Here is a 21,043-nt window from a genome sequence, read left to right on the forward strand (position 1 = left end):
GGTTAAAGTTTTTTAGCAATCCTGAGTTTTGCGCTTCTTGCGCGATTATTTCTTTGTATCTCTTCTGCATCAGCCACTCTGGCTTTTCTGGTTACAGGCTCTAGAGGTCTGATCAGATTACCGTAGAAATCTTTTTCGACTTCTCCTTGAAACTTTCCTTTCGAAATAAAATTCTTGACCAACCTGTCTTCCAAGGAATGGTAGCTCATAATGACCAATCTACCCTCAGGCTTCAAGACCTCTAAAGTCTGTTTGAGCATATCTTCCAAAGCCCCCATCTCATCATTGACCTCAATCCTCAAAGCCTGAAAAACCTGCGCAAAGTATTTGAACTCCTTACCTCTTGGTGCAAATTTTTTGAGCAATTCTTTGAATTCTTCTGTTGTGGAAAAGGGCTTCATCGTTCTTTCGGAAGCTATGGCTTGGGCCAGAGTCTTGGCATTTTTGATTTCACCATAAATACCAAAAATCTTGTGAAGCCTTCCTTCCTCATAAGTATTCAATACCTCCTTAGCACTGATATCCATATCCGAACTCATCCTCATATCCAAATTCCCGTCAAACCGGGTAGAAAATCCTCTTTTGGGTTCATCAATCTGGTGGGATGAAATTCCCAAATCAGCCAATATCCCATCAACCTTCTGCACTCCATACAACCTGAGGTATTTTTTAAAATCCCTGAAATTGGCCTGTATGAAAGTAAATCTTTCATCGGACGGCACATTGGCTTCTGCGTCACTGTCCTGATCAAATCCATACAGATGACCTTTGTCCAGGTGTTTGAGGATTTCAAGGGAATGCCCTCCGCCACCAAAAGTCAAGTCCACATAAATCCCATTTGGATCAATGGCCAGTCCTTCAATGCAAGGTCCAAGCATCACCGGAATATGATATTGTTGCGCTGTCATGATTAGGATAGGTATTGATCCATCAAACTTGACAACTCATCCTGATCATCTATAGAATTGGCTTTAAATTTTTCAGGACTCCAGATTTCTATGAAAGAACCTACACCCAGGATAATGGCATCCTTATCTATGCCTGCCCGCTGAAGAAATGGTTTCGGGATCAAAAAACGGCCTGCATTGTCTAATTCCACATCAGTCATACTTTCAAAAAAACCTCTCTTGATCCGCCTTTGAATAGGGTCCCGGTCCGAAAGTGAATTGATCTGGTGTAAAAGTTTTTTAAACTCTACCTGGGTATACAACGCAAGACATCCATCGTCTCCAAACCGCAAAATGAGCTGATCTCCATTCGAATCAGGTATTGCCGCCTTGATTTTGGCAGGCAATGCCAGACGTCCTTTGGAGTCGACTTTGCATTCATACCGGCTGTTGAACATTCCCATGGGCTTATCTTGAGTTTACGTCAAACACAAAAGTAAGAAAAGCAATAACACAATCCACCACTTTCTCCCACTTTTCTCCACTTTTTGTTAAATCTATCCAAAAGTTTGAATTATCACAATCTTTTATCAAAAAAATCAAGCTAATTTCTTTGAAGGTCAACTTGTTGAGAGAAAGAAATAGGTATAAAAAAACCTCTAAAATCGCCTAGAAAAGAGTTTTTTAGCAAAATTCAATAACTAAGTAGCGCATTTTTACCCTTTCTTAGAAAGTTTGGGGAAAAGTGGGGGATTTTTCCAGGAAATCTTTGAAATGATACTTATTCATTCGGATTTTGAAGGAAGCAGAAGACAAATTGAATTTGTAGAAACCAAATCTGAACCTTTCAAATGAAAAAATCATTTAGTGCACAAAACCTGTAGGTTTTATTCTTTTTTAAAAACAAATTTGAATTCCCATAAACCACAACCCATGAATTATTTTAAAAACCTTTTTTTACCACTTACAATTTCCTTCATAATATCCTGTACAGGAAAAACCGAAAAACTTACCAACCTTTCCGGAAAGTGGGAAGCCCAACTTGATATTGGGGAGGACTACCTTCCATTTGGAATAGGTTTTGCCAAAACCGGCGAAAAATGGTTGATGGAAGTTTACAATGGAGATGAAATTTTGATATATGACGAAGTTGAGCTGTTGGGAGATTCCTTAAAAGTGAGCATGGGGATATTTGACTCAGAAATCAAAGCAAAATTCAAGGACTTTGATGAATTAGAAGGGATTTTTGTCAAAAATGCAGCTTCGGATTACCGGATTCCATTTCAGGCTTTCAGATCCACAGGACGATCTAGGTTTGAGGTTTTTAGAGAACCGGAAACTGATTTTTCGGGTAAATGGAAAACGGTATTTGAGAAGGAAAATGGTGAAAAGTACGATGCTGTGGCACTTTTATCCCAACAAGGGAATAAATTGACTGGAACTTTTTTGACAGAATTGGGTGATTATCGTTTTCTTGAAGGAAATGTCAATGGAAACACTTTCCAGTTAAGCGCTTTTGATGGTAGTCATCTTTTTTTATTCAAAGGTGAGGTTCAGAAAGACGGATCAATTCTGGGTAACTTCAGGAGTGGCCCAAGGGTAAAGGAATCCTTTCAATCAGTCCGAAACGAAGCTTTCGAATTATCGGATTCCTATTCCCTGAATTATTTGAAAGCAGGATATGACAAACTCACTTTTACTTTCCCGGATGTAGATGGAAACATGATTTCAATTGATGATGAGAAATTTAAAGGAAAAGTTGTATTGGTACAGCTTTTCGGAACATGGTGTCCAAATTGCATGGATGAAACAAAATTCCTGGCACCATGGTACAAAAATAACAGAGACAAAGGCGTTGAAATCATAGGATTGGCCTTTGAAAGCAAGCCAGAATTTGAGTATGCAAGTACCCGCGTGAAAAAGTCTATGAACAAATTAGGTGCTGAATATACATTTCTCATTGCCGGTGTCAGCAATAAGGAAAAAGCCTCAGAAGCCCTCCCTGCCCTCAACAAAGTAATCGCTTTTCCAACCTTGATTTACATTGACAAAAAAGGCCAAGTCAGAAATATACACACTGGATTCAACGGTCCCGGAACCGGTGAATACTACACGCATTGGGTGGAAGAACATGAGGAGTTGGTGCGGGAATTGGTAAATGAGTGAGGTAGGTTGGATAAATGTATAAGGTAGGTTATCGTAGGGCAAAAAGTCCGATGTCAGATGACCGATGACCGATGTGGGTTTGTTTTAGGAAAAAAGATTTTGTGAAAGATAGAGTTGGATAATGGGTTTAATGTCAATGATGTATTTATCGACATAGATGAATTAAAATAGTATTGCAGAAAAAAAGGCATCAAAAAAATAATGGCAAATCCCGCTCCATGTTCGCATCATGCCGGCTAACTCCTTAAAATCAAATTTAGAAGTCTCTCACCTTCTTTTAACCTTCTGACTTAAAACAGGAAATTTCCCGAAGTTCTTAAGCAGGTTAACATTTCGATGAAAGGTTGTCGGTCAGTTTCATAGCATCCAGAACCGTGATACTAATGACAAACCATCAGGTTACACCAAATCAACATCGGTCATCCGTCATCGGACAACCTTTCACATCTTTTCTTCCAACTTCCAACTTTCCACCAACTGACTTCACTTCTTTCTCTCAATAGTATACCTCAGCAATCCTTCCAAAGAAGTTTTATAATCGGATTCGGGAAAAGTGTTCAGAATTTCAAGAGCCTCATCAAAATATTGGTTCATGACTTTATTGGCATAATCAAGTCCCCCTGATTTTTTGACAAAATCGATGACTTCATTGACGGATTTCTTGTCTTCATTACGATTTCGGACAAGATAAATTATTTTCTTTTTATCCAGCCAGGAAGCATTATTAAGTGCATAAATCAAGGGTAAAGTCATCTTTTTTTCCTTGATATCTATCCCTACAGGTTTGCCGATTTCATCCTCTCCATAATCAAAAAGGTCATCTTTGATCTGAAAGGCCATCCCCACTTTTTCACCAAAAGTCCGCATCTTTTCTATCAATTCAGTTTTAGCTCCAGAGGTAGCCGCACCAACAGCACAACATGAAGCTATCAAACTTGCGGTCTTCTGTCTAATAATAGTATAATATACATCTTCGGTGATATCCAGTTTCCTGGCTTTGGCTATTTGCAGGAGTTCACCTTCCGACATTTCCCTTACTGCATTGGACACTATTTTAAGCAAATCAAAATCACCGTTGTCCACACTTAACAACAAACCCCTTGAAAGAAGGTAATCCCCAACCAAAACTGCAATTTTGTTTTTCCATAAAGCATTGACCGAAAAGAATCCTCTTCTATAATTGGAATCGTCCACCACATCATCATGGACCAAAGTCGCTGTATGCAGCAATTCAATCAATGCCGCCCCCCTATATGAGGCTTCCGTGATTCCGCCGCTTACGCCTGCAGTTAAAAAAACAAACATAGGGCGCATCTGTTTGCCCTTTCTACGCACGATGTAATTGGTAATATGGTCGAGAAGCTTGACTTTACTTTTCATAAAATCACGGAATTTCTCCTCGAATTCCTCCATTTCCCTGGTGATGGGCGCTTGTATCTGTTTGAGGTCAGGCTTCATAAAACAATTGTGGTGCAATAATACGATGGATTAACCCTTTGACAAAACCCATAGATATATAAATATTAATGATTCTAACCCCCATTGGAATAAAACGTTTTCATAAATCATATTTAATTTTGAAATTCAGACATTAAATGGCCAACTACCTGCTCAAACCAAGAATTGTAGCGAAATCTTGATTTTTACTATCTTTGGCGTTTATGTAAAACCAGATACCCCTTGTCAGAAAATTACATCAAACATAAATATGCCCCAATTCTTCCGAAGAAGGATGAATGGCCCGTTGTAAAACTGAGCAAAAGCCGGAAAGAATTTGTCAGGAAAGTGGCTGAGTCCAGCCAAAACTCCATTCTTGCAATTACTGGAAATGATTTAGGTCTTCTAAGGGAAGAACTTGAGACAACTTTGTACCGGGAAAAACTGCGGATCAAGCAAAATCCTTGGGATGTGGATCCTGATGATGAGCGGGAATTTTGGCAAAAAGTGAAATCCAGTCTCGTTCATCTGAGCGCTGATAGTAGTATTACCCAAACTCAAAAAAAGAAAAAATATTTAGAAATTCTTGATGATATTACCATGCGCTATGCTGAGGAAATAGCCAGTAATTTCGTTCATACCCATTATAAAGTCACCAGAAGAATAGTAACTTTTGGGTTTGCGAGATTATTGAATGCGGCGCGAGTGAAGGGTTTTAAATCCATTTTCAGCAACCAATATACGCTTCAGGACAAGATTCAGGTGGTCGGTGAGACTGATCAAATCAGGGAATTGGCTTCCAAAGGCACCATTGTCATGGTACCAACTCATTTTTCAAATCTTGACAGTATCCTGATAGGCTGGGTCATATCTGTTTTGGGCCTCCCTCCTTTTATTTATGGAGCGGGCCTCAATCTTTTCAACATCGAAATCTTTGCCTATTTCATGAATGCATTGGGTGCTTATAAAGTAGATAGAAGAAAGAAAAATTTATTGTATCTGGAAACATTGAAAACCTATTCTTCGGAAGCCATTCAATTTGGCGTCCATAGCCTTTTCTTTCCCGGAGGTACCCGTTCCAGAAGCGGAATGATCGAAAAGAAACTGAAACTGGGATTATTAAGTACTGCTGTAGAGGCTCAAAGAGCCAATTATCAGAAAGAAATCAACGATGTCAGCGGGAAAATTTTTATAGTTCCTGTCACTATTAACTATCACTTTGTACTAGAGGCCCCAAGCTTGATACAGGAACATCTTTCGATGACAGGCCAGGAAAGGTATTACAAAGAATCTGATGAGTTTTCGACTTCCTATAAAATCTCAAAGTTCCTGGTAAAGTTTTTTACAAAAGGGTCTGACATATCTGTTTCCATTGGACGGGCTATGGATGTATTGGGCAATTATGTAGACAAGGAAGGCAACAGCCTGGATCGAAACGGAAGAATAATCAATACAAGGGATTATTTTATTTCGAATGGAAAAGTAAGTGTCGACACGCAGCGAGAAGAGGAATATACTTACCGGCTAGGCAATAGAATTGTAGAAGAATTTCATTTTATCAATAGGGTCTTCAGCTCTCATTTGGTCGCTTTTGTGGCTTTTCAAATGATAAAAAGAGAAAACAAAAAGATGGATATTTTTGATTTATTGAGACTTCCCGAGGAAGATATTTTTTTAGTTTATGAGGAGTTCAAAAACGAATGCCAAAAAGTACTTGCCAAAATCCGAGAACTGGAATCACAGGGGAAAGTTCAGACAGCTCCTCACCTAAATACAGATATAGACTCCATCATCTCCCATGGATTAGCCAATGTAGGAATGTATCATGCTAAGCGGCCATTGGTGAAAAATGAAGGCGGGAATATAGAGACCCAAGATTTAAGCTTATTATATTATTACCACAACAGATTGGATGGATATGACCTCGAAAAACTCTTCTAAAGACAAGGCTGTCGGTGTAGTGGGCATGGGGAGTTTTGGAACTGCCATTGCCAACATACTTTCGGAAAAAAGCAAAGTCATAGCATTTGTCCGCAGAGCAGAAGTGATGGATGAAATCAACCAAAACCACACGGTGGATGGCGTGAGTATCAATCCTGAAATAATTGCTACCCAAGACCCTGAAATGATTGCTGGAGCCTGCAATACCATTTTCTTTATGGTACCTTCCACAGCTTTTCAAGAAGTGATCCGCCAATTTTCTCCCTTTTTATATCCATACCATCTCCTGATCCATGGTACAAAAGGACTTTGCCTTAACTTACCAACCGGAAAAACACTTTCAGATACCGGAAAAATCAGCCGTGAAAATATCCTTACCATGAGTGAGGTAATCATGAAAGAGACAGTAGTAGTCAGGATAGGTTGTTTGGCTGGCCCCAATCTTGCAAAGGAACTTTATCAGGGTCAACCTGCTGCTACCGTGGTTGCAAGCAAATACAATGAGGTGATTCTGGAAGGTCAAAGATTGCTTCGGACGGATAAGTTTCAGGTATATGGCAATTCTGATATTGTAGGGGTCGAATTGAGTGGTGTTTTAAAAAATATTATTGCGATCGCAGCCGGTGCATTGGCCGGTCTGGGTTTGGGTGAAAATGCCAAGGGGCTGCTCATTTCAAGAGGAATGGTCGAAATGATTTACCTCGGGAATGCTTTGGGAGGAAGCCTTAAATCCTTTATAGGACTTGCAGGAATCGGGGATTTGGTCACCACCTGTAATTCCACTTTGTCCAGAAACTACACGGTGGGCTATAGGCTGGCAAAAGGAGAAACTCTGGATAATATCATGAATACGATGGAAGAAGTGGCAGAAGGTGTCAATACAGTGAAATTAATGAAAACCTTCGTAGAAGGAAAAGGCACTCGGGCACCGATTACCGAAAATCTTTATAAAGTACTGTTTGAAGATCTGAAAATTGAGGAAGCCCTGCAGTATCTGATGAAATATCCATTTAGTGTAGATGTGGATTTTTTATAGTTATTGTTTGATAGCAATTTGGTTAATGAGATATTGGATGCTTGGAGATTTGAAAATTCTGGAAGAAAAAAATCAGGTATACCATTTAGGATTACTAAGGAGTAAAATTTAAGATAAAATTTGGCTAATTCACCCACATCACTCAAGCGCGGAATCCAAAAATGGGATTTGGTCTTTCTGATCATCAATTCAGTAATCGGCGCTGGAATTTTTGCTTTGCCCGCTAAAGTTTTTGCCCTATCGGGGATTTACAGTATTCTGGCATTTTTAGCATGTGCCATGGTCATGATGGTGTTGATCCTTGTTTTTGCAGAGGTAAGTTCCCGATTTGAACAGACAGGTGGTCCATATCTTTATGTCAATGCTGCCTTTGGACCAATCCCGGCGTTTGTGATTGGTTGGCTCTTGATGCTTACCCGTCTGTTCAGTTACGCCACCCTAATCAACTTAATGATACTTTATCTTTCCTTTTTTTCTGATGTTTTCAATCAAACTGAAGTAAGGGTTGGAATGATTCTTTTCATTACAGGCCTGATTACCTACTTCAATTGGATCGGGGTAAAAAACAGCGCTAAAGTCAGTAATATACTGACAGTTTCCAAGCTATTTCCATTAGCTGTATTTATAGTAGTAGGCTTGTTTTATATAGATTTTGATTTGATTGAACCCGGTCCTTTGCCAAGTATTCAGGATTTTTCTGCTTCTACGCTGTTGCTGATTTTTGCTTTTGGTGGATTTGAAGCAGGTTTGGTCAACAGTGGAGAAATCGTCGATCCTAAGAAAAATCTGCCTTTTGGTCTGATTACAGCTGCTGCAGTTATTGCAGGATTCTATATTTTGATACAGGTAGTATCTATCGGGACGCTTCCAAACCTTGCTGAATCAGAAAAACCTTTGGCGGATGCAGCAACAGGATTTATGGGTTGGTGGGGCGGAATGTTTATCACCTTAGGGGCTGTGGTCAGTATAATGGGGACTTTGAATGTTCAGATTCTCAGTGGATCAAGACTTCCTTATGCTTTGAGTTTAGAAGATCAACTTCCAAAACTTTTCAGCAAAATACACCCAAAATTTGCCACTCCTTGGGTTTCTATTCTCTTCTTTTCCGGATTGGTTGCGTTCGTGGCGATAGTTTGGGGATTTATGAGTTCGCTGGCTGTTTCAGTTATATCAAGGCTGATTTTGTATGCATTGGTATGTGCCTCCTTGATCAAATTAAGGAAGTCGCAACCCGTTCGAAATTATTTCAGAATTCCATATGGGAACCAACTTGCTATTATTGGAATTATTGCTACCGTTTGGTTACTTTCAGGTACTAACCAAGAAGAAATAATTGATACATTTTGGTGGACAGCATTGGGATTGGTTATTTTTGGAATCCATTCTTTTTTCAAAAAAAAATCAAAATAATAAGAAATTATACCTATTGAAAATCCTCAAATCAATCAAAGAATTATCATATTTGTAGAATAACCAAAAAAACATTAAACCATGAAAAAACTTTTTACTTTTCTTTTAATCATTTCAACAGCCTCTACTTACACTTTTGCCCAAACCAAGACGGTAACAAAAGATGTCAAGCCATATTTCACCTCAGGTGGAGAGTGGATTTTCTCCACTGGAACTCTTCAAAACAACAATAATGTGCTCAGGTTTTCACCAGTAATAAACCTGCAAACTCTCCTCAATTTTGACCAAAGTGAGTCCTTTGGATGGTTTACCGGAGTAAACATCCGCAACGTGGGTTTTATTTTTGACGAATCAGCCTCGGTGAGAAAGAAAGTAAGAAATTACAATCTGGGTATTCCTATTGGCGTAAAACTTGGTCACCTGGATGATAGGTTTTTCTTTGCCGGTTACGAGTTGGAGATTGCCATGAATTATCGGGAGCGGACGTTTGTCGATGAGGTGAGAACTGAGAGGTTCAGTGTATGGTTCAGTGATCGGGTCAACACCCTTCAACACGCCTTGTTTATTGGCTACACCTTGCCAAAAGGTACCAGTATCAAAGCCAAGTATTACCTGAATTCGTTTTTCAATCAGGGATTTACTGCCTCAGATGGAAACGGAGGGACATTTCAGCCATACGCAGGGTTGGACGCAAACATTTTCTATGTTTCCTTGAATTTTTCTTTGTTCAAAAACTGGGAATTAGTGGACTTGGAGGATTAAAATAGGTTCAATCCTTCACCTACAACAAAAGTTGTTTCACGATAGAGGAAGAGAAAAATGATTGGTTTAGTCTGAAGACTGAAATTGAGGAAGTCCAAGACTAAGTCTTGAACTACCCTATCCCCTCCAATTCACTCAATTCCAACCAACGCAATTCCAATTCCTCAATATCATTTTCTGTTTTCTTCAATGATGCGGACCATTCCATCAATGCCTTATGGTCATCAGTGCCGGCAGAAATCAGAGCAAACAGCTTCTCTTTTTCAACATTCAGGGATTCTATTTTAGCATTGATATCCTCAAATTCTTTTTTGTCTTTGAAGGTTGCTTTGGGTTTCCCCGAATCGAAGGAAGGCTTTTCCGTTTTGACTTCTTTAGCGGGCTTTTCTTCTTTTTTGTTTGCCTTCTGCTCTTTTTCCCACTCTCTGAATTCTGAGTAGTTTCCTGGAAAATCCTTGATTTTTCCTTCCCCTTCGAAAACAAACAAATGCTCCACCAACCTGTCCATAAAATACCTATCATGCGAAACAATGATCAAACAGCCTGGAAAATTGTCCAAGAATTCTTCCAAGGTATTCAAGGTTACTATATCCAAATCATTGGTAGGCTCATCAAGAATGAGGAAGTTGGGGCTCTTGATCAGGATCATAAGCAATTGCAGCCTTCGTCTCTCCCCGCCACTTAGCTTGGCAACAGGAGTATGCTGCTGCTTGGGTGGGAAACCAAATTTGTTGAGGAACTGGGCAATTGTAATGGTAGCACCTCCGGCAACAGTAACCACTTCGGCCACGTCCTTTACAATATCTATCAGTCTTTTTTCCTCATCAAAGGAATCTTCCTCCTGGCGGTAGTAGCCAATTGCTGTGGTCTGACCCATAGATACCTTTCCACTGTCGGGAGCCAACAATCCTGTGATCATATTCAAAAAAGTTGTCTTACCGGCACCATTGGGTCCGACAATTCCGATCTTATCCCCTTTTTTGAAAGTGTAGCTAAAATCCTTGATCAGCGTTTTGTCATCAAAGGATTTGTTCAATTTTTCAATTTCAATAATCTTATTTCCCAACCTTTGGGAAGTGACTTTCAGTTCAATCTCTCTTTCCTCTCTTTTATTGAAAGCCTTTTCTTTGGTTTCTTCAAAAGCATCCACCCGGTATTTGGCTTTGGTACTTCTGGCTTTAGGCTGACGACGGATCCAGTCCAGTTCTTTTTTATACAGACTTTTAGCCTTCTCCAATTCAGTGGCCTCATTTTCCCTGCGTTCCTCCTTTTTCTCCAAAAAATAACCATAGTTGCCCATATACCTGTGAATACCGCCATTGTCCAGCTCCAGAATCTGATTGGTCACTTTTTCCAGAAAATACCTGTCGTGGGTCACCATGAAAAGCGCCAGATTGGCTTTGGAAAGGTAATCCTCCAACCATTCTATGGTCTCCAAATCCAAGTGATTCGTTGGTTCATCCAATAGCAGTAAATCAGGTTTTTCCAAAATGGCTTTGGCCAGAGCTACTCTTTTCCTTTGGCCTCCACTTAGGTCCCCTACTGACATTTCTGTATCATGCAGACCCAACTTGCCCAAGACCTCATTGATCTGATATTCAAAATCCCAAGCCTGTAGGGAATCCATTTTTTCAAAGATTTTCTGCATCTCATCACCATTGTCTTTGCCATGTTCGGCATCTAACATGGCTTTATGATAATGCTCAATCACCTGAAGTGTCTCATTGGTGCTGCCATCAAAAATGGTCTGAAAAACGCTAAGGTTTCCGGAAAAGACGGGATTCTGATGCACATAGGTTACTTTCACCTGTTGGTTGGTGGCCACGTTACCTGAATCGGGGACTTCAAGACCCATGATGATTTTCATCAAAGTAGACTTCCCGGCACCATTGATACCAACAAGGGCTATCTTCTGACCCTGATCTATTCCGAAAGAAATGTTCTGAAAAAGTTTGCGCTCGCCGAAAGACTTGCTGAGATTTTCTACTGATAGGTAATTCATGCCGCAAAGATAAGGCAAGGGGAATTGAAAGATTGAAAAATTTAAAATTTAAAATTGGAGGGTTAAGGAAGAAGAATTAAAAAATTGTAAAACTTGAAATACTAGACGGTCTCTGTTTAGAAAATTTGAATTTTCTAGAAAGTCTTAAAGTTCATTTTTATCAATTCCGGCTTGCTTTAAGATGGCTAAAAATGTGCCCTTTGGCAAATCCTTATTATGCATTGGAACTACTGTTATTTTTCCCGAAATTGGATGCTGAAAAAAATGGTGACTTCCCTTGATTCTCCTGAGCTCAAAACCATTTTTTTCCAGAATCTTGCATAATTCTTTGGGGCTAAGTGAAGGCAAATTACCCATCAGGAAGCAAGTGTAATGGAATATTCAAAGGTGTTACTGTCATCAGGAATAGGTTGACCTTGCTCTTTAAGAAGTTCTACATATCCCTCTATTGCCTCTTTTGCCATTTCCATTGCATGGCTGAGATTTTCACCATAGGTTATACACCCTTGCAAGGCAGGTACATTAACCGTAAAACCTCCCTCAGGTTCTTCAATCAATAACACTCTATAAGTCAAAGGTTTTTTCATAATTGTAAATTTAAAAAAGAAATTCAATATGTATTCTATATAACGAATCTCTCTTCCTACCCCTCCCAAAAATTCAACCCCAAACCCATCTTATGTCTTAAATCTCAAATCTTAAGTCTTTCCCTTCCCCACAATATGCCCCACAATCTGCTCTGCATGCACAATGGAGTTTTCGATAAAAAATTCACGGGTATTCAATCCGCCACAGACTACCCCAGCTAGGTAAACTCCGGGGATATTGGATTCCTGATTGGTTTGGTCGTAACAGGGTTGACGCTTTTCGTCCAGACTCAGTTCCACTCCCAATTGATTCAATAAGGCAAAATTCGGCACATATCCGGTCATGGCGAGGACAAAATCATTTTCCACTGTGACTTCTCCTTCAGGGGTATTGATCACCACTTCATTTTCCCGGATTTCTTTCACAAGGGAATTCGTGAAAGCTTTAATGGATCCCTCCTTGATGCGGTTTTCAATATCAGGTTTAACCCAGTATTTGACTTTTGGGTCCACTCCTTCATCTTTGAGTACCATGATAACTTCAGCGCCTTTCCGCCAGGTTTCCAATGCCACATCTACAGCCGAATTTGCCCCACCCACCACAATGATTTTTTGTCCGATATAGGGCCAGGGTTCTTTATAGTAATGAGTAACTTTTGGAAGGTCTTCTCCAGGGACATTCATCAGATTGGGGAGATCATAGAATCCAGTGGAAATGATGATATTTCTTGTTTGGTAAGTCCCTTTCGATGTGTTGATTTCAAAAATACCGTCCTTCTTTACTAATGTTTTTACCTCTTCATAAAGTCGGACTTTTAATTTCCAGGTCTTTGCAACTCTTCGGTAATATTCAAGCGCTTCTGTTCTAGTGGGTTTATGGGCAATGGACATAAATGGGATCCCTCCCATTTCCAGCTTTTCGGAGGTAGAGAAAAAAGTCATATTCAACGGGTAATTATATAGTGAATTGGTTAGGACTCCTTTTTCTACAATGAGATAATCCAGACCGGATTTTTCACATTCTATCCCACATGCCAAACCAATTGGGCCGCCACCCACTATAAATACGTCTAGAATTTTCATAATATATATTTTCAGTCAAAACAGCCTCAACCTGCTTTATGTTCCTTAAGCTCCTCCATTTGAAACTGAATCTCTTTTTCCTCGGTTCTGCCCTCAGTCTGAAAATATCTTTTTTCTTTGATTTCCACTTCCCCGGAATGTTTCCAAAGCAGGACTGTGGTATTGATGGTGCCATAATAATTTCCGAAATTGATGAATTGGGCTGAAACAGCACGCTCCTGTTCTAAGGTTGCCCCTGTATCCGCCAACTGATCATCGGGCTCAATAGCTTTTGATAGAACTGCCTCACTTAATTCCTTTTTATCCAAAGCCCCTTTTTCAATTTTATTTTTTAGCTTCTCCTTGGCCATCAGCAGCTTATTCCATGGTGTATCCAAAAGGGCATTGCTCAATCCATATAGGCCATAATCCAATTTATGAATTCCCTCTTTTTTATTTGAGAAATAATAAAGTTCCTCATGGTTTCCTACCAGAAGGTTGAATCCTTCATACAGGTCTTTTTCTTTTTGTATTTCTGAAAGGTATTCCTCAGGTCCCATTTCTTCCTCCAAAAAATTTTTAACAAGGTCTCCTCGGGATTTTGCATCTTTTTTCATATTCCGCATATCCCGGTAATTGGTAAGGGCCCCAAACCTACCATTGGGATGAATTCCCAGCCAAGTGCCTCCTGCCCTAAGGTCCTTGCCTGCATAAAACCCTTCATCCCACAAATGAAGGGATTCTGTGGGTCTTTCGAAAAATTCGTCCCTGTTGGCTACAAGGATCATCTTAAATTCTGGATGTTTGTTCCAATTAAATGCTAATAAACACATGCCCGCAAATTAAGAGAAAATAAAATCAATAAGTAAAAAACTGAATGAATCGTAAAAAAAATTTGGAATACGATATTTATCGTATAACTTTGTACGAAATAAATCGTATTAATCGATATGCAAACTAAACCTACTGAATCAGAATTGGAAATCCTGTCGATTTTATGGCCTATAAAAAAGGCTACTGTCAGGGAAATTCATGAGAAATTGGCCGAAACAAAAGATACGGGCTATACTACCACCCTCAAGCAAATGCAGATCATGCATGCCAAAGGATTGCTCAAAAGAGATGAGCAAAACAGAACACATATCTATTTCCCCGCAGTGGACGAACAGGTGACTCAAAAAAGTTTGTTGAGCAATTTCGTAAGTACAGCATTTGGGGGATCCGCGAAAAATCTGGTCATGCAGGCTTTAGGTCAGGGCAATCCTTCCAAAGAAGAGTTAGATGAAATCCGTGCATTTCTTGACCAATTAGAAAACGAACAATAATGGAAATTTTAGAGACAGTAATTCCGGAAAAATACCTTTTTGCTTTAGGATGGATGATCATCCATGCCTTATGGCAAATCGCAAGCTTGGGATTGATTTTGTGGTTGCTGCTAAAGGCATTCCAAAGTAAATCAGCCGCATTTAAATACCGCCTGAGCGTTGGCATTTTGTTTTTGGTTACCACTTTGGCTATTGGAACATTTTTTTACCATATTCAGGACCAACCATCTGCCAAAGAATTTGCATTTAACCCAACTGAAATGGATCATTTCCTTAGCCAAGGAGTCTCTGTTAATTCTTCAAATAATAACCACTATTCAGTTTGGCAATTGCTAACCAAAAGCATTGAATCTTGGATACCATACATGGTTCAATTTTGGATTTTGGGAGCAATGCTATTTTTGGTAAGATTTGGGGCATCTTTGGCGGATTTAAGAAATATAAGTATCAAAAACCATGAACAGGTTGATCCCGAATGGATGAATATTTTTCAAAGACAATTGGGTTTGCTCAATTTGAATAACCCGATAAAACTTCTGAAAACAATTCATTTGGACATGCCAGTAACTTATGGAATCTGGAAGCCGGTGATATTGATTCCTGCAAGTTTGTTTTTCCAATTGTCTCCTGCACAACTTGAGGCAATTTTGGCCCATGAACTTTCCCACATCAAACGCTATGATTATTTGGTCAATTTACTACAGTCATTCCTCGAAGTTGTATTCTTCTTTCATCCTGTATTCTGGTGGATCAATAAAACAGCCAGGGAATTAAGAGAAAACGCCTGCGATGATATGGCAATCAAGATGGGGATTTTGCCCAAAGACCTTGCCCATGGCCTCGCAAATGTCCTGAACCACTCCAATAAACCAGCTCCTGAAATTGCTTTGGCCGCAGCAAAGACAAAAAACCCCACATTGGATAGAATCAAAAGAATAATGGGAGTCAAAAACTCACCAATACAACCAACTACTTTAACCAGCATAACCATGATGATTACATTATTGATTGGTGCAACCTTAATGGTCGGCGCCAGTGACAAGAAAACTGTCGAATCCTGGGAGGATTTGATGATTACAAGCCTTACATCCAAAACCATTGATAGCAATTGGGAAAATGGATTCCAAAGATTGGAACAGGATACCGTTACCATCAAAAAAGAACCAAATATTGTTGTGGATAAAACTTTACATGAATCTCAGAGTATTCCTGAATTAGAAACTATTCAAAAAAATCTGGAAGAAAACCCTTTTAAAGAATTGGGAATGATGTTAAGGGATATGGATTTCGGTTGGGCGGAATTCAGCAATATGCCCCAGATAAAAATCGGTTCACCTCTTGTTCCACCAATGGATTTTGATAGCATTCCAACCTTGGAATTTGATGAGAAAATGTTTGAACAAATGGTACCTGATTCGGATTTTTTTAAAAATGTTCCAACTGCTGACCTACCAATGTTTGATGCGGATTTATTCAATTTCTCCTTTGACCAAAATTTCTTCAGAAACGATACCAGTAAAATGACCAAAGAGGAAATCAGGAAATGGAAAGAGAAACACCAAGCAGAAATGGAAAAATGGGCCGAAGCTCAAAAAGAATTCCACAGCAAAATGGAGCCTAAAATGAAGGAGTTTCAGGATAAAATGAGAGAATGGGAAAAAGCCAATGAACCCAAAATGCAGGAATTCAAACTGAAAATGGAAGAATGGCAGCAGGAGTTTCAAAATAACCTCCAACCAAAAATGGAAGAATATCAGGCCAAAATGCAGGAATGGCAAAAAGCCAATGAGCCCAAAATGAAGGAATTCGAATTAAAAATGAAAGCCTGGCAGGAAGAGAACCAACCCAAAATTGAAGAGTTCCAAAAAAAGATGGAAATCTGGCAACAAGAAAATCAGGAAAAAATGAAGGAGTTCCAGATGAAAATGCAGGAATGGCAAAAGGAAAATCAGGAAAAGATGCAACAACTGGAAAAATCCCAAAAAGAGAAAAGCAAAAAAGAAATGGATTGATTTTAGGGTTTTGATAATGTGTGCTAACCCAAGCCTGTCAGGTTTTTATCCCGATTTCCGTCAAATCAGCGGATATTTGAAATTAACCTGACAGGTTTTTTTATATGATTTTAAACAGTTTCTTATAAAATAAAGCCTCCAATTTTCAAATTCCCTCAGTTACATTTCCCATCCATTCCTGACAGGTTCTTGGATATATTGATCAGCCTCAGATATTCCTTTGGCTTTCATATTTTCATAATCCCATTCGATCAATTTCCCACCCAAACGTAGAGACAATACTCCCAACAAAGTAATCTCAGTCAACCTGGATCCATATTCGAAATTGGATGAAGCTTGATCATTGTTTTTGATCGCATCAATCCACTCTTTGAAATGGCCCGGTGATCGTTTAAGGTATGGCTCGGGGGTTTTGATATTGTTTCTCAATGATTCCGGAAAAACCTGTGGTTTCCTATTTCCACCATCATTAAAAATCACCCCTTTGGTACCGACAAACATGGAAGCCCGGCTAGGATAAACAAATCCTTTGGGAAGAGCAGGATGAAGATCAGGTTTCAAACCTCCTGAATACCAGTTGATTTTCATCGCTTTTTGTTTTCCTTTTGCAGAAAAATTGAAGTAACCTATTTCCCCATAAGGGGCGATTTTGGCATCTGAATAACCCGCGGGAAAAACCTGCACAGTATCCGGCCTTTCCAGATCAAAAGCCCAAGTCACCGCATCCAAATCATGGCAACCAAAATCTCCCAAAGCCCCGCAGCCATAATCCCAGAAATCCCGCCAAGTCACAGGAACATAATCCTGATGGAAGGGAACCATTTCCCTTGGACCAATCCATTGCTCCCAATCAAATCCAATCGGCATCGTGCTTTCCCCCTTTGGTAGGCCCTTCAATCCGGGAAGCCACCTCCCCGCAGGTACCCAAGCATGGCACTCTTTCACTTCCCCTATCACACCGGCCCTCAGGTATTCGACGGTTTCCCTGATACCGTCTGCTGCATGACCTGAATTTCCCATTTGAGTAATCAAACCGGTTTCCTTTGTCACTTTGGCCACCTCGCGGGCTTCCCAAATATTGTGGGTCAATGGTTTCTCACAGTAAACATGCTTTCCCATTTTCAAAGCCATCAAAGTGATGTAAGCATGGGTATGGTCTGGGGTAGAACAAACAATAGCATCCAAATCTTTGGATTCCTCCATCATTTTTCTAAAATCATCGTATTGGGCAAGCCTTTTGGATTCACCTTTCCCCTCATAAAAATCTTCAATCAATTCAGCCGTAGGCCCTCTACCTGCCTCCGACCGATAATAAAAATCTGCCAGATTCCAGTAATAGGCAGGGTCAGCGATGGCTGTGATATTCACATCCTCTAATTTTAAAAATGCCTGGACATTTTGTTTCCCTTTTCCTCCTGCACCGATGATGCCAAGATTTACCTTATCGCTGGGAGCAACAAATCCCGGCCCTCCCAAAACATGTCTGGGTACAATCATAAAACCAGCACCACTAAGTAGTGAAGCTTTGACAAAATCTCTTCTGGAAAATGGCGTTTTTTTCTTGTTCATGATTTGGGGATTGTTTTGAGGTTATTTAAATATTCTTTGTGCCTTCGTGTCTTTGTGGGATTATCTAATCTTCTTCGGCTTCAATTCCTCAGCATCTGCTTCGGATTTGTACCAGATGACATCCCCACTGCATGTGCCCAAACCTACCCTATGGCTCAAAAGATCTCGGATAGTTACATTTGCGCTTATCCAAGGATCGCCATACAGGGAGAAATAAGGCAGGTAATCTTTTACTTTATCGTTCCAGCCCATTTTACCCTCTTGAACCAACATACCGATTATTGCCGATGTGAAGGCTTTTGAATTGGAAGAGATGGCATCAAGGGTATTGGAATCCGGTTTCTCATTTTTTCCAACCTCTTTGGTACCATAATTCCCGGTAAAAACAAGCTGTCCATCTTTTACTATTCCAATACTGGCTCCGGGGACATCCCAATCTTGAACCATCTTCTCAAAGTAAGCATCGAGTTTTACAAAGTCAGTGGCAGTTTGCGCTTGAACCTGGTTGAAAAAAAACAGTGAAAAAACAAAAAACAGAAGTAGGTGATTTTTCATAGACCGGATTTGGTATGGATTTAAGCTCAATTTAGGAATGGCTTTGGATTGTAACAAAGAATAAACCTAAAATATAGAATACAGTAATTATAAAAGCACAATTCGGGACAAATCAATCTTTATAAATCGATAAACCAATTCAAACTTGTCCAAAAACTCTGACTGGGATTATTGGCCAAAAAAGAATCAATTCGGTAATCCAGACCAATTTCCACCTTATTTTTAGTGTTTATAGCATACCCAAGCAGTGGAACCAATCTTATTTCAAGATCGTAGTTGAAATCCTGTAAACTATTGACATATTCATTGTTAAGTCTCAGATAAAATTCCTTGGGGTCCACGGATTTTCCGTTCAAAGGGATTTCGGCAGTTACTCTATATCTCAATCTAAACTCGGTTTTTTCAACCGGAGAAATGGTCTGATCAGTCAAAAAACGATGAGCCAACCTAAATCCAAACTTCCGTTTTACAATGGTATACTGCTGCGAAAACCTATGAATTATTTCTCCATCTTCAATTCTCATCAAGTATCCACCCGCTATCCTGGAATCTAAACCAACCTTTTTGGCTGCAATCATGGAAATGTCCGTAAGCACATATTCATATTGACTAATCCTGTCTTCATTACTCCCACCACTCAAAAAAAGTTGACGGGATTCTATTCTTGAGTTAAGTGACCAATCATTCTTTAACTTTTTATTTAAATTAAAAGCTGGAAGCAATCCTGCCTCATAAGTACTTTGAGCCATAACTGTACCCCCGAAAAGAAAGCACAAAAGGAAAGGAATTAGTCTGTTAAAACTCAAGGTTACTACTGTTTTTAAAAATTATTTTTGACCTGGAAATTATTACCCCATCCTCATTAAACAAGTATTCAAATAGATTCACACTATTATTTGATGAGCACTTCACTATAATTTCATATCGAGTAGTTAAAGGGACAACTTTCTCAGGTATTTTTAATTTAGCAAATAATGCTTCTAGTTCCCCTGTGAATTGAATTTGAACCTTTTCAATTTTGTGTTTGGTGCAATCTTTCTGAAGTTGGGAAATGATGGAATCCTGAAGCTTTATTGGCAACTTTTTCCATTGTAATTCGATTTCAACATCTTCAATATTTCCAAGTGAATCAAATTCTATACTATGTCTTTTTTTATCTTTCTTATATTTGGCTTCTATACTACTCCGCTCAAGGCCCTGTTCAAAATACCATTTAACCCTACTTTTTATCTTCAAAGAATCAATAAAACCCAAAGCTTTTTCAGGGACATCAATACGTTTCAGTCGACTCTCCCTTTCAAATTTTTCTTGCGCAAATAGCTTTGTGGAAGCCATCCCCAAAATCAATAATACAATGAAGAAGTTGGTAAATTTAAACATTGATTTTCTTTTTTCATTTTTAGTGAAACACATTCCCGGGCATCCAAATTATGTAGGTTTCTTCATTTCTAAGGAAAAAGAAGAATTTAAAAATAGTAAATTTAATTAAGGTTAATGTTTTTGATTTTAAACTTGATTTTTTGAAAAAAGTTGAGTTTTCCATTTTAGAGAAATCTATTGAAGTTATCCCCCTTGGTATAGTTCACCTCATAATCAAGATTAGAAAAACTTACCTTTCAAAGGTATAAATTGAAGGAATTTAGAATTTACTTTTCTCCACAAGGCCTTCGGTCAGTTTATTCAAAGCCTCGACTTTGTATTCAAAATCCCCTTTTAAGGTTTCTCTGTATTTATTGATATTTTCGACCAATTCATTGATGTCTTCAGGGATCACTTCTTCCAAAAGTTGGCGCAAACGCTTTGCTGTAGTAGGGGATTTACCATTGGTGCTAATGGCAATTTTGACATTTCCTTTGGTCACGATTCCACCCAAATAAAAATCGCATAAATCAGGGGTATCTGCCACATTGACCAATAAATAACGCTCCTTGGCCTCATCATGAATTTGCTTATTGACAGCCTTATCATCTGTGGCCGCAATGACAATATGTTTGGCGCCAAGGTACTTTTCATGATACATATCTTCAATCAAAGTCACGTTGGGAGCGTCATGTGCCAATTTTAAAAACTCCTCATTGAAAACCTTGGAAACAGCTGTCACTTGAGCCTTGGGACTACTTTTCAGCAAAAAAGAAAGTTTCTCCGTCCCCACAAATCCACCCCCAACCAAAAGGATGTTCAATTGATGCACTTTGAGAAAGATGGGGTAGAGAGAATTCATATTTTAGATTTTAGATCGAAGAATTAAGAATCAAAGCCTGCCCCGAGAATCGGGGAGACAAGAAACAAGAT

20 protein-coding genes are annotated in these 21,043 nt (G+C 39.2%); 7 read left to right on the forward strand and 13 right to left on the reverse strand.

Annotated elements, in window-relative coordinates:
- Positions 1-2: 2 nt before the first annotated feature.
- Together rsmH and mraZ are read right to left on the reverse strand one after the other, a co-directional pair.
- Entirely contained in the window at positions 3-908 is a 906-nt protein-coding gene (gene rsmH / locus B9A52_RS01090) for a 16S rRNA (cytosine(1402)-N(4))-methyltransferase RsmH (RefSeq protein ID WP_084118554.1), read from the reverse strand.
- A 2-nt stretch (positions 909-910) separates the two neighbouring features.
- Positions 911-1,345: a division/cell wall cluster transcriptional repressor MraZ gene (gene mraZ / locus B9A52_RS01095; protein ID WP_317045533.1), complete on the reverse strand. Its 435-nt coding sequence runs from the start codon at positions 1,343-1,345 to the stop codon at positions 911-913.
- A gap of 475 nt (positions 1,346-1,820) precedes the next feature.
- Here mraZ and B9A52_RS01100 point away from each other — a divergent pair, with 475 nt between their 5' ends.
- Positions 1,821-3,053: a TlpA family protein disulfide reductase gene (locus tag B9A52_RS01100; RefSeq protein ID WP_084118556.1), complete on the forward strand. Its 1,233-nt coding sequence runs from the start codon at positions 1,821-1,823 to the stop codon at positions 3,051-3,053.
- A 483-nt stretch (positions 3,054-3,536) separates the two neighbouring features.
- Here the strand turns inward: B9A52_RS01100 and B9A52_RS01105 are convergent, their stop codons facing one another.
- Positions 3,537-4,511 (reverse strand): polyprenyl synthetase family protein, encoded by a 975-nt coding sequence (locus tag B9A52_RS01105; protein WP_084118557.1) that lies wholly within the window; start codon positions 4,509-4,511, stop codon positions 3,537-3,539.
- Positions 4,512-4,733: 222 nt separating this feature from the next.
- Between B9A52_RS01105 and B9A52_RS01110 the strand changes: the two genes are divergently transcribed.
- The 4 genes from B9A52_RS01110 (at position 4,734) to B9A52_RS01125 (ending at position 9,639) form a co-directional block, all read left to right on the forward strand.
- Entirely contained in the window at positions 4,734-6,431 is a 1,698-nt protein-coding gene (locus tag B9A52_RS01110) for a 1-acyl-sn-glycerol-3-phosphate acyltransferase (RefSeq protein ID WP_084118558.1), read from the forward strand.
- On the forward strand, positions 6,409-7,467 hold the full coding sequence (locus tag B9A52_RS01115) for an NAD(P)H-dependent glycerol-3-phosphate dehydrogenase (RefSeq protein WP_084123345.1): 1,059 nt from the start codon (positions 6,409-6,411) through the stop codon (positions 7,465-7,467). The genes B9A52_RS01110 and B9A52_RS01115 overlap by 23 nt, the downstream gene beginning before the upstream one ends.
- 120 nt (positions 7,468-7,587) lie before the next feature.
- Positions 7,588-8,877, forward strand: a complete 1,290-nt coding sequence (locus B9A52_RS01120) for an APC family permease (protein ID WP_084118559.1) — start codon at positions 7,588-7,590, stop codon at positions 8,875-8,877.
- 81 nt (positions 8,878-8,958) lie between these two features.
- Positions 8,959-9,639 (forward strand): hypothetical protein, encoded by a 681-nt coding sequence (locus tag B9A52_RS01125; protein ID WP_084118560.1) that lies wholly within the window; start codon positions 8,959-8,961, stop codon positions 9,637-9,639.
- A 112-nt stretch (positions 9,640-9,751) separates the two neighbouring features.
- Here B9A52_RS01125 and B9A52_RS01130 read toward each other — a convergent pair whose 3' ends face one another.
- The 5 genes from B9A52_RS01130 to B9A52_RS01150 all read right to left on the reverse strand — a co-directional run bounded on the left by B9A52_RS01130 (position 9,752) and on the right by B9A52_RS01150 (position 14,123).
- A complete protein-coding gene (locus tag B9A52_RS01130; RefSeq protein ID WP_084118561.1) occupies positions 9,752-11,641 on the reverse strand; it encodes an ABC-F family ATP-binding cassette domain-containing protein in 1,890 nt (629 codons plus the stop codon).
- A 144-nt stretch (positions 11,642-11,785) separates the two neighbouring features.
- The gene (locus B9A52_RS01135) at positions 11,786-11,998 is read right to left on the reverse strand and encodes a type II toxin-antitoxin system HicA family toxin (RefSeq protein ID WP_084118562.1); all 213 of its coding nucleotides are present in this window, start codon (positions 11,996-11,998) and stop codon (positions 11,786-11,788) included.
- Entirely contained in the window at positions 11,998-12,228 is a 231-nt protein-coding gene (locus tag B9A52_RS01140; RefSeq protein ID WP_084118563.1) for a type II toxin-antitoxin system HicB family antitoxin, read from the reverse strand. Before B9A52_RS01140 ends, B9A52_RS01135 begins: the two co-directional genes overlap by 1 nt.
- Positions 12,229-12,339: 111 nt before the next feature.
- A complete protein-coding gene (locus B9A52_RS01145) occupies positions 12,340-13,311 on the reverse strand; it encodes a YpdA family putative bacillithiol disulfide reductase (RefSeq protein ID WP_084118564.1) in 972 nt (323 codons plus the stop codon).
- A 26-nt stretch (positions 13,312-13,337) separates the two neighbouring features.
- Positions 13,338-14,123 carry an NRDE family protein gene (locus B9A52_RS01150; protein ID WP_084118565.1) on the reverse strand — a complete coding sequence of 262 codons (786 nt, stop codon included), beginning with the start codon at positions 14,121-14,123 and terminating at the stop codon, positions 13,338-13,340.
- A gap of 117 nt (positions 14,124-14,240) precedes the next feature.
- On the opposite strand from B9A52_RS01150, the gene B9A52_RS01155 reads away from it, so the two are divergent.
- Positions 14,241-14,615 (forward strand): BlaI/MecI/CopY family transcriptional regulator, encoded by a 375-nt coding sequence (locus B9A52_RS01155; RefSeq protein ID WP_084118566.1) that lies wholly within the window; start codon positions 14,241-14,243, stop codon positions 14,613-14,615.
- Complete coding sequence (locus tag B9A52_RS01160) at positions 14,615-16,627, forward strand: M56 family metallopeptidase (protein ID WP_084118567.1); 2,013 nt, start codon at positions 14,615-14,617, stop codon at positions 16,625-16,627. The genes B9A52_RS01155 and B9A52_RS01160 overlap by 1 nt, the downstream gene beginning before the upstream one ends.
- A 159-nt stretch (positions 16,628-16,786) precedes the next feature.
- Here B9A52_RS01160 and B9A52_RS01165 read toward each other — a convergent pair whose 3' ends face one another.
- The 5 genes from B9A52_RS01165 to B9A52_RS01185 form a co-directional block, all read right to left on the reverse strand.
- Positions 16,787-18,196: a Gfo/Idh/MocA family protein gene (locus B9A52_RS01165; RefSeq protein ID WP_084118568.1), complete on the reverse strand. Its 1,410-nt coding sequence runs from the start codon at positions 18,194-18,196 to the stop codon at positions 16,787-16,789.
- 60 nt (positions 18,197-18,256) lie between these two features.
- Positions 18,257-18,751, reverse strand: a complete 495-nt coding sequence (locus tag B9A52_RS01170) for a serine hydrolase domain-containing protein (RefSeq protein WP_084118569.1) — start codon at positions 18,749-18,751, stop codon at positions 18,257-18,259.
- A 119-nt stretch (positions 18,752-18,870) separates the two neighbouring features.
- A complete protein-coding gene (locus B9A52_RS01175) occupies positions 18,871-19,500 on the reverse strand; it encodes a DUF2490 domain-containing protein (protein ID WP_084118570.1) in 630 nt (209 codons plus the stop codon).
- A 46-nt stretch (positions 19,501-19,546) separates the two neighbouring features.
- Positions 19,547-20,131, reverse strand: a complete 585-nt coding sequence (locus tag B9A52_RS01180) for a hypothetical protein (RefSeq protein ID WP_157370036.1) — start codon at positions 20,129-20,131, stop codon at positions 19,547-19,549.
- A gap of 259 nt (positions 20,132-20,390) precedes the next feature.
- The gene (locus B9A52_RS01185) at positions 20,391-20,972 is read right to left on the reverse strand and encodes a precorrin-2 dehydrogenase/sirohydrochlorin ferrochelatase family protein (RefSeq protein ID WP_084118572.1); all 582 of its coding nucleotides are present in this window, start codon (positions 20,970-20,972) and stop codon (positions 20,391-20,393) included.
- Between the last annotated feature and the right edge of the window lie 71 nt (positions 20,973-21,043).

This window comes from Aquiflexum balticum DSM 16537, from assembly GCF_900176595.1.
Classification (GTDB): Bacteria; Bacteroidota; Bacteroidia; order Cytophagales; family Cyclobacteriaceae; genus Aquiflexum; species Aquiflexum balticum.